Origin of the sequence: Thermosulfurimonas sp. (assembly GCF_015491435.1) — a bacterium.
Lineage (GTDB): Bacteria > Desulfobacterota > Thermodesulfobacteria > Thermodesulfobacteriales > Thermodesulfobacteriaceae > Thermosulfurimonas_A.
In genome coordinates this window covers 1-11843 of record NZ_WFVX01000169.1, presented here as the reverse complement: position 1 = coordinate 11843, position 11843 = coordinate 1, and the positions used below count along the sequence as shown (strand labels likewise).

10 protein-coding genes are annotated in these 11843 nt (G+C 61.9%); 4 read left to right on the top strand and 6 right to left on the bottom strand.

Annotation, left to right across the window (positions count from 1 at the left end; all coding sequences use genetic code 11):
* From lpxK to F8J34_RS07675, 3 genes are all read left to right on the top strand, one after another.
* Positions 1-756 (top strand): tetraacyldisaccharide 4'-kinase (gene lpxK / locus F8J34_RS07685; RefSeq protein ID WP_297057946.1); only part of this gene is annotated, 756 nt, incomplete at its 5' end.
* 99 nt (positions 757-855) lie between these two features.
* A complete protein-coding gene (locus F8J34_RS07680; RefSeq protein WP_297057944.1) occupies positions 856-1905 on the top strand; it encodes a glycosyltransferase family 4 protein in 1050 nt (349 codons plus the stop codon).
* Positions 1887-4028, top strand: a complete 2142-nt coding sequence (locus F8J34_RS07675; protein ID WP_297057943.1) for an amylo-alpha-1,6-glucosidase — start codon at positions 1887-1889, stop codon at positions 4026-4028. The genes F8J34_RS07680 and F8J34_RS07675 overlap by 19 nt, the downstream gene beginning before the upstream one ends.
* Here F8J34_RS07675 and lpxB read toward each other — a convergent pair.
* The 6 genes from lpxB to lpxD are packed head-to-tail and all read right to left on the bottom strand — an operon-like array spanning position 3997 to position 9212.
* A complete protein-coding gene (lpxB, locus tag F8J34_RS07670; protein WP_297057940.1) occupies positions 3997-5157 on the bottom strand; it encodes a lipid-A-disaccharide synthase in 1161 nt (386 codons plus the stop codon). The genes F8J34_RS07675 and lpxB overlap by 32 nt on opposite strands.
* Positions 5144-6103 (bottom strand): Gfo/Idh/MocA family oxidoreductase, encoded by a 960-nt coding sequence (locus F8J34_RS07665; protein WP_297057938.1) that lies wholly within the window; start codon positions 6101-6103, stop codon positions 5144-5146. Before F8J34_RS07665 ends, lpxB begins: the two co-directional genes overlap by 14 nt.
* Positions 6100-6906 carry a UDP-2,3-diacylglucosamine diphosphatase LpxI gene (gene lpxI / locus F8J34_RS07660; protein ID WP_297057936.1) on the bottom strand — a complete coding sequence of 269 codons (807 nt, stop codon included), beginning with the start codon at positions 6904-6906 and terminating at the stop codon, positions 6100-6102. Before lpxI ends, F8J34_RS07665 begins: the two co-directional genes overlap by 4 nt.
* A gap of 6 nt (positions 6907-6912) precedes the next feature.
* Positions 6913-7722 carry an acyl-ACP--UDP-N-acetylglucosamine O-acyltransferase gene (lpxA, locus tag F8J34_RS07655; protein ID WP_297057933.1) on the bottom strand — a complete coding sequence of 270 codons (810 nt, stop codon included), beginning with the start codon at positions 7720-7722 and terminating at the stop codon, positions 6913-6915.
* Entirely contained in the window at positions 7715-8170 is a 456-nt protein-coding gene (gene fabZ / locus F8J34_RS07650; RefSeq protein WP_297057931.1) for a 3-hydroxyacyl-ACP dehydratase FabZ, read from the bottom strand. Before fabZ ends, lpxA begins: the two co-directional genes overlap by 8 nt.
* A complete protein-coding gene (gene lpxD / locus F8J34_RS07645) occupies positions 8157-9212 on the bottom strand; it encodes a UDP-3-O-(3-hydroxymyristoyl)glucosamine N-acyltransferase (RefSeq protein ID WP_297057928.1) in 1056 nt (351 codons plus the stop codon). Before lpxD ends, fabZ begins: the two co-directional genes overlap by 14 nt.
* Before the next feature lie 140 nt (positions 9213-9352).
* Here lpxD and alaS point away from each other — a divergent pair.
* On the top strand, positions 9353-11843 hold a 2491-nt coding region (gene alaS / locus F8J34_RS07640), incomplete at its 3' end, for an alanine--tRNA ligase (protein ID WP_297057926.1).

Genomic DNA, 11843 nt, shown 5'->3' with positions numbered 1-11843 from the left:
CCCCTGGTTTCGCCCGACACCTGCGGAGAGGAGGCCTACCTTTACGGGTTAAGGCTTCGCGGGGTTCCGGTGGTGGTGGGGCGCGATCGAGTCCGTGCCGCCGAGATGGCCCGGCGCCGCTTCTCGCCGGATCTTTTGCTCTTTGACGATGCCTTTCAGCATCTGCGTGTTCGGGCCGATTTTTATTTTCTGGTGGTCTCGGCCCTGAAAGACCCCTTTCGGGAAAGACTCTTTCCGGCCGGGGAACTCCGGGAGCCGGTGGAGGCCCTGAAACGGGCCCAGGCCGTGTTCATCACCCGGGCCAATCTTGCCCCGGAAAGGGCCAGGGCCCTGGCCCGGCGTTTCCGGGACTATGGACTCCCCGTGCATCTGGTCCCCTTTGAGCCCGGCCCCCTGGTCCATCTGGGTCCCTCCGGGTTTCAGCCTTATCTCGGTCCCCGCCCCCGACGGGTGGTGGCCTTCTGCGGTCTGGGAGATCCCGAAAATTTCCGTAAGACCCTTCTTGAAAGAGGCTTTCAGCTCCTCCATCTGGCCGTTTTCCCGGATCACCATCGTTACCGGGCCGGGGAAATCCAGAAACTGGCGGAGAGGGCCCATCGCCTGGGAGCCGAGGCCCTCATCACCACCGAAAAGGATCTGGTCAAGATCCCCCCTTTTTCCGGACCGGTACCCCTGCTGGCCCTGTCCCTGCTGGTGCGTTTTTCCCGCCAGACCCTTACCTGGCTTTCCGGGCTTCTGCCCGGATCCCCTTCCTAAGCTACGATTTCTGCTTATTTTTTGGATGGAACCGTACTTATTCTCTAAGCTGAGCCGGAGGGGGAGAGTTCAAACCAGCTGGAAAAGGGGGTGAGGGCCATGCGTATCGCTCAGGTGGCACCACTTTATGAGGCCGTACCTCCCAAGCTTTACGGGGGGACCGAGAGGGTGGTCTTTTGGCTTACCGAGGAACTGGTGCGTCAGGGACACGAGGTGACCCTTTTTGCTAGCGCGGATTCGCAGACCTCGGCCCGGCTGGTTCCCTGTGCCCCGCAGGCCCTGCGATTGTGCGGGGTGAAGGACCCCCTGGCCCCCCATGTCCTGATGGTGGAGCGGGTGCTTCAGCGGATAAACGAATTCGAGGTCATCCACTTCCATATCGATTATCTGCACCTGCCCCTGATGCGAAGGATGCGGGTTCCCCATCTGACCACGCTGCACGGGCGCCTGGATCTTCCGGAGATGTATCCTTTTTACAAGGAGTTCCGGGAGGCCCCTTTCGTCTCCATTTCTTACGCACAGAGAAGGCCACTTCCCTTCCTTAACTGGGTGGGAAATGTCTATCACGGGCTCCCGCGGGACCTTTACCGTCCTTCCTACGAGCCCGGAAAGTATCTGGCCTTTCTGGGGCGGATCTCCCCGGAGAAACGGCCGGATCGGGCCATCGAGCTGGCCGAGCGGGTGGGGATAAAGCTTCTTATGGCCGCCAAGGTGGATCGTGCGGATCGGGAATATTTCGAAACGGTGATCCGGCCCCGGTTGAAGAGCCCCTGGGTGGAATTCATCGGCGAGATCTCCGACCGGGAGAAACAGGCGTTTCTTTCCGGGGCCCTGGCTCTGCTTATGCTCATCGACTGGCCGGAGCCCTTCGGACTGGTGATGATCGAGGCCAACGCCTGCGGAACCCCGGTCATCGCCTGGCGCTGTGGTTCGGTGCCGGAGATCATCGAACCCGGAAGGAACGGCTTCATTGTGGAGAGCATGGAGGAGGCCGAGGCTGCGGTGGAGGCGGTGGCCCGATTGCCCCGGTCCGAGTGTCGCCGGGTGTTTGAGGAACGCTTCACCGCCGAACGGATGGCCCGGGAGTATCTGGAGCTTTACCGGAGCCTGCTGGCCGAGGAGGTACCCCTGTGGAAGAAGGCGGCCTGAAGTTCTACATCCTGGCCACCAGCCCGGGGCTTTCACCCCGTACCCTTACCTTCAAACACGGGGATACCTTCGCCCTCTTCGGGGCCGAAGGGGATATTGTCCCCGAGGGACTGGGCGAACAGGGCCTTTACCACCGCGGAACCCGCCATCTCTCGCGCTGGGAGCTCTTCTGCTGCGAAACCAAGCCCTTCTTCCTGGGCTCCTCCCTTTCCCCGGACGGCATCCTCATTCAGGTGCATCTTACCAATCCGGATCTCTTCGTGGGCGAGACCTTCCTTCCCCGGGGGTCCCTGCATCTCCGGCGACTCAAACTCCTCTATCAGGGGGATTATTACGAGGAACTGGTCTTTACCAACTATGCCTTTTCCGAACTCCGGATCCCGGTGGTGATCCGTTTTCGAGCCGACTTTGTGGATATCTTCGAGGTCCGGGGCGTCAGACGCCATCGCAGAGGCCATATCCTTCCCCCGGTGGTGGAGGAGGATCGGGTGCGTATTTCCTACCAGGGGCTGGATGGAAAATTGCGAACCACGGAGATCCTTTTCTCCACTCCACCCTCGGCCCTGAGCCCGGAGGAGGCCCGGTTTTTCCTGTCCCTGCCCCCCAAGGAAAAGGTAAATCTGGCGGTGGTGGTACGCTGCCTTCAGGGGGAAGATAGACCGGAGCGAAGCTTCGGTTCGGCCCTTTTCCTGCGACGGGAGGAACGCAAGGAGCTTTTGCGGTCCAGCGTCCGGGTGGAAAGTTCCAATGAACACTTCAATCGCTGGTTTGAGCGTTCAGAAAACGATCTTTTCATGATGCTCACCCGCACCCCTTACGGTCTCTATCCCTATGCCGGGATACCCTGGTTTAACACCATCTTCGGGAGGGACGGCCTCATTGTGGCCCTCCAGACCCTCTGGTTCAATCCGGAGATCGCCCGGGGGGTGCTGGAAGTCCTGGCCCGGACCCAGGCCACGGAGGAAGACCCCGCAAGGGATGCCGAGCCGGGGAAGATCCTTCACGAGATGCGTTTCGGGGAGATGGCCGCCACCGGAGAGATTCCCTTTGCCCGGTATTACGGAACCGTGGATGCCACCCCGCTCTTTGTGATCCTGGCCGGGGCCTATTACGAAAGGACCCAGGATACGGAATTCCTGAAGCGACTCTGGCCTCACCTGGAGCTGGCCCTTCACTGGATGGAGACCCATGGGGACCCGGATGGGGACGGACTGCTGGAATATCAACCCTCCCGGGAGGGGTTGATCAATAAGGGCTGGAAAGACTCCCACGACAGCGTCTTCCATCGGGATGGAAGTTTTCCCCAGCCGCCCATCGCGCTGGTGGAGGTGCAGGGATATCTTTACCGGGCCTATCTGGAGATGGCCCGTCTGGCCCGGGCCCTGGGCAAGCACGATCTGGTGCTGACCTTCCTCTCCCGGGCCGAAGCGGTGCAGGAGAAGATTCACCGTCTGTTCTGGCCCTCCGGGGCGGATTTTCCGGCCCTGGCCCTGGATGGACGCAAAAAACCCTGCCTGGTGCGCACCTCCAATCCCGGCCATCTCCTCTTCGCCGAGGTCCTCAAGGAACCCGAAGCCGTGCGCCTGACCGAAGAACTTTTCCGGACCGATCTCTTTTCCGGATGGGGCATCCGCACCCTCTCCAAGAGGGAGATCTTCTATAACCCGGTTTCTTACCATAACGGTTCGGTCTGGCCTCACGACAACGCCCTCATAGCCCAGGGGCTGGCCCATTACGGTTTCAAGGGGCACCTGGAGCGTCTGTTCCAGGCCCTTTTCGAGGCCAGCCATTATTTCCCCCACGCCCGCCTGCCCGAACTTTTTTGCGGTTTTACCCGTCATTACGGAGAGGGCCCGGTCCACTATCCGGTGGCCTGCAGCCCCCAGGCCTGGGCTTCCGGAGCGGTGTTCATGCTCCTTGCAGCCTCCCTGGGACTCAAGTTCACCGGAAAGGGGGTGGCCTTCCTGCGTCCCCGGCTTCCGGCCTTCCTTTCCCGGGTCCATCTCAAGGGTCTGCGGGTGGGGGAACACACCGTGGACCTGGAATGCCTGCGCCACGAAAAGGACGTGGTGATCAATGTCCTGCGCAAGCCTAAGTCGGTGGAGGTTCTGGTGGTGAAATAGAGTGGTAGAACTGCACCAGCTGTTCCGCCACCCGCCAGGAGGCCCCCGGACCTCCCAGGAGCTGTTTCACCCGGGCCAGTTGACGACGGGTTTCCTCCCGGATGCGGGTTTCGAAAAGATAGGGCCGCAGGGCCTGGGCCAGGTTTTCCGGCTGGACCTGATCCTGAATGAGTTCCGGCACCACCCTTTCTCCCAGAATGAGATTGGGCAGGGTGATATAGGGAACCTTTACCAGAAGCCGGGCCAGAAGATAGGCCGGGCGGGAGAGGCGATAGGCGGCCACCATGGGGGTTTCGAGAAGGGCCGCCTCCAGGGTTATCGTTCCCGAGGCTACAAGGGCGGCCTCTGCGTATCTTAGGGCCTCGTACTGGTAGCCCGAGAGGGTCTTGAGCTCCCGGGGAACCATCTCCCACAGGGGGCTGTCCTCGAGACCCGGGGCCTTTACCACCACCCCCTGGAGCCGGGGATGATCCCTTTTCAGGATCTCGTAGGCCGCCAGGAAGACCGGAAGGAGTCTCTCCACTTCCTGCCGGCGGCTGCCCGGACACAGGGCCAGAAGGGGATGATAGGGGGAAAGCCCCACGATTTCACAGAAGGTCTCCCGGGAGAGGGCGGGACGCACCAGATCCACCAGGGGATGGCCCAGAAAGACCGTCTGGATACCGGCCTCCCGGAAGAAGGCCTCCTCAAAAGGGAGGACCACCACCAGAAGATCCACGTTGCGACGGAGGGTGCGCAGACGACGCCGGTGCCAGGCCCATACCTGGGGAGCGATGTAATAGAACACCGGAATACCCAGCCGTCGGCACAGATTGGAGAGACGGAGATTGAAGCCGGGGAAATCTATGAGCACAGCCAGACGCGGGCGAAATTCCTGCAGGAAATCCTGCAGCCTATTCCAGGCCTCCCGGAGCCGCCGCAGTTCTTCCAGACCCGGAAGCCCCACTACCGAGAGGGGCTCGGCCGGATAAAGACATTCCAGCCCCGCGGCTCGCATGCGTCGTCCGCCGATTCCGTAAAAGGTGAGGCGGGGTTGGATCTCCCTTACCCGGCGCAGGAGTTCCGCCCCGTAAAGATCTCCGGATTCCTCTCCGGCCACGATGAGAATCTTGTGTTCACCGATCCTCAAGCAGGGCTCCTCGATGCTGGCGGAGATGTTCCTCGATCTCAAGCTTTATCCGATGGGCAAGCTCTAGGGCCTTTAAACCCTCGCGTCCGGAAACCGGGGGCGGAGACCCGTTGAGCACGGCCCGTACGAAGGAGTGCAGCTCCTCGTAAAGGGGGTCCGCCTGGGGAAAACTCTGTTCCTCCGGGTGGAGATGTCCTTTTTCGTCCATACGCACCCAGAAAAAGCGGCGTTTCAGGGTGTCGGCGGAAAAGTATCCGCCCCTTTCGAAGACCCGGAAACGTCGTTGTGGGGAGAGGGAGATCCGGCTGGCGGTCAGGTTGGCGGAAAGGCCGTTTTCGAAGACCAGACGCACACTGGCAATATCCAGTCTGGGAGAGAGCACCGGGGCCCCGGCGGCGAGCAGGGCCTTTACCCTCTGGCCCGGGTTCAGGGCCAGGAGGAGGTCCAGGTCGTGGATCATGAGATCCAGGATCACATCCACGTCCAGGGCCCGGGGGGAGAAGGGAGAGAGGCGATGGGCCTCCACGAAAAGGGGATGTTTAACCCTCTGGAGCAGGGCCTTTACCGAGGGCTGAAACCGTTCAATGTGCCCCACCTGGAGGATCACCCCGGTCTTTTCGGCCAGTTCTACCAGTTCGGCCGCGGTTTCCGGATGTTCGGTAAGGGGTTTTTCCACGAAGAGATGTTTCCCGGCGGCCAGCCCCTCCCGGGCGATGCGGTAATGGGTTACCGTGGGGGTAACCACCGAGAGGGCTTCGGCCCGGGGCAAGAGCTCCCGAAAGTCCGTGGTCCAGAAGATGCCGTATTTTTCCCCGGCCTGGCGGGCTCGTTCCTCTACGATATCCGCCACCCCTACCAGCTGGGCTTCGGGCATACGGGCGAATTTTTCCACATGGAACCGTCCCAGATGCCCGATCCCGATCACCGCCACCCGCAGTCTTCTCACGCTACCCCCAGGATGCTTATTCCGGCCTCCTCGGCCAGTTTTATGGCTTCCTCCCGCTCGAAGAAAAGGCTCTTTCCGGCCTCCAGGGCCAGCACCCGGGCCCCGGCCTCGCGCATGACCCGCACCGTTTCCGCCCCGGCCGCGGGAAGATCCAGGCGCGGATCCTGCGTGGGTTTTAAGATCTTTACCACCACCCCTCCCGGGCGTAAACGCCCGGCCCGGCGAATGGTCTCGTCCGTTCCCTCCATGGCCTCCACCGCCACCACCATCCGGTCCTTCACCACCACGCACTGACCGATATCCAGTTCACCCACCTTTCGGGCTATTGCAAGGCCGAAACGGATATCCTCCCATTCCTCCCGGGTGGGTCGGCGCCGGGTGAGTACCCCCTCCGGGGTAAGGAGTTCGGGCAGTTTTTCCGCCGGAGAGATTACCCGAAACCCCTCCTTTTCGAACTCCGCACATACGGCCCGCAGGATGGCGTCGTCGTTGCGGTGGGAAAGCTTGCGCCAGAGAAGAAGGGCCCGAAGATCCGGAAAGGCCTCCCGCAGGGCCCGCGGTTTCTCTATCTTGCCCAGAAAGGTTATCTCTTCCACCCCGGCCTGGCGGAAGGTGGCCAGAAGTTTTCCGAATTGTCCCAGCCGCAGACGGACCACCCGGGCCCCGGCTGCGGCCAGCCTTTCCGCCTGTCGATCGGAAAAGGTAACCGCCAGCACCGGCTCCCTGGAGACCATCCGGCCCACAAAATACACCGGAGCCTTTCCTTCCCCGGCTACCAGACCCAGAGGTGTCTTCGGGGACATGATCTCCTAAAAGGCTTCTTCCCCTTCAAAGGGTTTGCGGCGCATGATCCCCTGCCGGGAGGGATTCTCCAGAAACCGGATGAACTCCTCCACCTGGGGATCTCCGGGAAAGGCATCCCGCAGTTCCTCCAGCACCTCGGAGATCCGACCCGGACCGTCCAGAAAGATCCCCAGGGCCTGGGATAGACGCCGAATGGTGTCCTTGCTGAAGCCCGCCCGGCGCAATCCCACCAGGTTGAGCCCCTGAATCTTGGCCGGGATGCCGAAGACCTTGACAAAGGGAGGGACATCCTTGTCCACCCCGCTCATGGCACTTACAAAGGCATAGGAACCTATGCGGCAGAACTGGTGGGCGGCGGAAAGCCCCCCGAAGACCACCCTGTGCCCCACCCTTACGTGCCCTCCCAGGGTGGCCCCGTTGGCCATGATGACCTCGTTGCCCAGAGAACAGTCGTGGGCGATGTGGACATAGGCCATGAGCAGGCAGCGATGTCCCACCCGGGTGACCCCTTCGTCCAGAGCCGTGCCCCGGTGAATGGTGACGAATTCCCGAATGATGTTTTCGTTGCCGATTTCCACCCAGGATTCCTCGCCTTTATAGGCCAGATGCTGGGGATCGGTGCCGATGATGGCATGGTGGTGAATCACGTTCCTTTCCCCGATCCGGGTGTTTCTCTCGATAACCACGTGGGACCCGATGCGGGTTCCTCGACCGATAAAGACCCGGGGACCGATGACCGCGTAGGGCCCGATCTCTACCTCCTCCTCGATCTCCGCCGAGGGGTCCACCAGGGCTGTGGGATGGATCTTAGGCATTTTCCTCCTCCACCATGGCTGCGGTAATTTCGGCTTCAGCTGCGAGTTTTCCGTTCACCGTGGCCCGGGCGGTGCTCTTGATGACATGCCCCCGGCGTTTGAACCCTTCGGCCTCGATCACCAGGGTGTCTCCGGGCAGGACCGGACGCCGGAAACGGGCCCGGTCGATACCGGCAAAGACAAAGAGCTTGTCCCGACAGTCCTCCATGACCACCTTGATGTAAATACCCCCGGTCTGGGCCATGGCCTCGATGATGAGGACCCCCGGCATGATGGGGTTTCCCGGGAAATGGCCCAGGAAAAAGGGTTCGTTGTGGCTGACGTTCTTCACCGCCCGGATGTAAGCTCGTTCCGGGTCGATTTCTTCCACCCGATCCACCAGTAAAAAGGGATACCGATGAGGAAGAAGGGTCAGGATCCGTCTGGCTTCCAGGTTAAGGATTTTCACCTTTCCCTCCCGGGGATTTTTTCCACTTAAGCCAATCCTTTACCATATCCGGCAGGCGGGCGAAAGCCACCGCGGCCTTACGCCACACTCGAGCCGGGATGGCTGGGATTCCGGCCACCTCTTCGCCCGGAGCGATGCGCCCGGAGATACCGGACTTGGCCGCCACCCGGGCTCCCTCTCCTATCTCCGCTCCCGGGGCCACCCCTACCTGCCCGCCCATCATTACAAAACGTCCCAATCGGGCGTGCCCCCCGATCCCGCACTGGGCCACGATGATCGCCCCCTCCCCGATCTCCACGTTGTGGCCCACCTGGGTGAGGTTATCCATCTTGGTGCCGGCCCCGATGCGGGTGGCCCCGAAGGTGCCCCGATCCACGCAGGAGTTAGCCCCGATCTCCACCTCCGGCCCGATCTCCACGGTGCCAAAATGGGGGATCTTGAGGTGCCGTAGCCCCTGCGGACCGAATTCCTGGGCGTAGCCGAAGCCGTCGGCCCCGATCACCGCCCCGGCGTGAAGCACCACTCCTTCGGAAAGCTTCACCCCGGGATAGAGCACCACATAGGGGTAGAGCACACACCTTTCGCCTATCTCCGCCCCGGCCCCCACGAAGACACCGGGATAAAGCACGCTTTGCCTTCCGATTCTCGCTCCGCGGCCCACATAGACCCAGGGACCGATGGAGACCCCCTCTCCGATTTCCGCCCCTTCCTCGATCACCGCAAGGGGGCTTATCCCCGGGGCCGGGTGCGCGGGCTGCCAGAAAAGTTGAGCGATCCGGGCCAGCGCCGCCCGTACGTTCTTGCAGAGGATCAGGCTCTTTTCGCCGGAAAGCTCCCCTTCCAGTTCCGGAGGGGCAAGAAGGGCCTTGGCCCGGGTTGTCCTTGCGGCCTTAAGATGAGCCCGGGACTCCACGAAACTGAGTTCCTCCTCCCGGGCCAGCTCCAGCGAGGAGACCCCTCGCACCTCAAGATCCGGCCCCCGGAGTTCTCCCTGGACCCTCTTTGCCAGTTCGGAAAGACGATGGGTTGTCTCTTTTTTCACCCTCTCCCCCGGCCCTAAAGACGATCTTCCCGGGGATGTCCGCCGAGATTTTTCGTGCCTGCCGGGTTTAATCTAATTTATATCTCCATCCCTGTAAATCGACTCCGGGGCTTGGCGAAGGCCAAGGAAGAGGGTAGTTTGTGATTCCGGAAGTCTTCGGGGAGATGGAACCTATGAAAGGGCGGGAGATTCGGCGTCGATTCCTGGACTTTTTTGCCCGCAACGGGCACGAGATCGTGCCCTCGAGTTCCCTGGTCCCGGCGGATGACCCCACCCTGCTTTTCACCAACGCGGGTATGGTGCAATTCAAACGGGTCTTCCTGGGTGAGGAGGAACGTCCCTATCGGCGGGCGGCCTCCTGTCAGAAGTGTATGCGGGCCGGAGGCAAACACAACGACCTGGAAAACGTGGGCTATACCGCCCGACATCACACCTTCTTTGAGATGCTGGGGAATTTTTCCTTCGGCGACTACTTTAAGGCCGAGGCCATCGCCTATGCCTGGGAGTTTCTGACCCGCGAACTCGGGCTTCCGAAGGAGCGTCTTTACGTCACCGTCTTCCGGGAGGATGACGAGGCCGCGGGTCTCTGGCAAAAGATCGCCGCGCTCCCGGCAGAGCGCATCGTGCGCCTGGGAGAAAAAGACAATTTCTGGGCCATGGGAGACACCGGCCCCTGTGGTCCCTGTTCAGAGATCATCTTTGATCAGGGGCCGGAGTTCGGTTGCGGCCGGCCGGACTGCGGTCCCGGCTGTGACTGTGACCGTTTCCTGGAGGTCTGGAACCTGGTCTTCATGCAGTACGAAAGGGACGAATCCGGGGCGCTGAAACCTCTCCCGAAACCCTCCATCGATACCGGAATGGGACTTGAGCGTATCACCGCGGTGATACAGGGGGTGCCCAGTAACTACGACACCGACCTTTTTGCCGGGATCATGGCCGGTATCGCCGAGCTTTCCGGCCGCAAATATCACGAAGGAGGAGAAATAACCACGGCCTTTCGGGTGATCGCCGATCACCTCCGGGCCGCGGTCTTTCTCATCGCCGACGGTGTGGTGCCTTCCAACGAAGGCCGGGGCTATGTGTTGCGGCGCATCATAAGACGGGCGGAACGCTTCGGCCGCCTCCTGGGGCTTAACGAACCTTTCCTTTATCGTCTGGTCTCCCGGGTGGTGGCGGAGTTCGGAGATTTTTATCCCGAGCTCAGGCGGGCCGAACGGGCCGCGGAAAAGATCCTGGAGATCGAGGAAAGTCGTTTTCTGGAAACCCTTTCCCGGGGACTCGAAATCCTGGAGGAGGAACTCCAACGTCTTTCGGCAGCCGGCGAACGCCGGATTCCGGGAGAGGTCATCTTCAAGCTTTACGATACTTACGGCTTTCCGCAGGATATCGTGCGGGATGTGGCTCTCTCCCGGGGGTTTGAGCTGGATCTGGAGGGGTTCGAGCGGGCCATGGCCGAGGCCCGGGAACGGAGCCGTCGGGCCTGGAAGGGCGAGCTGGCCCGGGCCCCGGAGGCCCTGAAACAACTCCTGGAAGGGTTGCCAGAGACGCCCTTTACGGGTTACGAGAGTTTTTCCGCCGAGGCCGAGGTGCTGGCGCTGGTAAAGGGGGAAACCGAGGTCTCCGAGGTTTCCGCCGGGGAGGAGGCCCTGGCCGTCTTTTCCGAGACGCCTTTTTATCCCGAGGGCGGCGGCCAGGTAGCGGATACCGGATTGGTTCTGGCCCCGGGGGGGTCCGCCGAGGTGCTCGAGGCTCGACGTTTCGGCCACCTTATCCTTCACCGAATAAGGGTGCGTTCAGGCCGCCTGGCCAAGGGCCAGAGGGTGAAGCTTGAGGTAACCTCCGACCGCCGGCTTTCCGTGGCCCGACATCACACCGCCACGCATCTCCTGCACGCCGCCCTGCGGAGGGTCCTGGGGGAACACGTGCGCCAGTACGGTTCCCTGGTGGCTCCGGATCGGTTGCGTTTCGATTTCACCCATTTTGAACCCCTGAGCCGGGAGGAGATCCGGGCGGTGGAGGAGCTGGTAAATCGCAAGATCCGCGAGGATCTTGCGGTGGAGGTGCGGGTCATGCCTCTGCGGGAGGCCCTTTCCCTGGGGGCCATGGCCCTTTTCGGCGAAAAATACGGCGAAAGGGTGCGCGTGGTCCGGATAGGGGATTTCTCTCTGGAACTCTGCGGAGGGACGCACGTTCGGCACACCGGCGAGATCGGGTTCTTCAAGATCCTTTCCGAGGGCAGCGTGGCCGCCGGGGTGCGCCGGGTGGAGGCGGTGGCCGGGGAGCCGGCCCTGCGCTGGGTCTTCGACCTGGAGGACCAGCACCTCCGTCTGGCCCGGGCCCTGAAATGTACCCCTCCGGACCTGGAAAAACAGGTCACCCGTCTCCTCACCCGGATCCGCGAACTGGAGGAGGAAATAAAACGCCTCAAGAGCGGAAGCCTCCGCCGTCAGCTGGAGGAGAAACTCGCCCAGACCGCGGAGGTGGAGGGGGTAAAGGTGCTTTGCACCGAGGTCCCGGCCCGGGATGCGGCCGAACTGCGAGAGATAGGAGATTCCCTGCGCGATCGACTGGGCTCCGGAGTGGTCTTTCTCTATACGGTAAAGGACGGCAAGGTGCAGTTACTCTCCATGG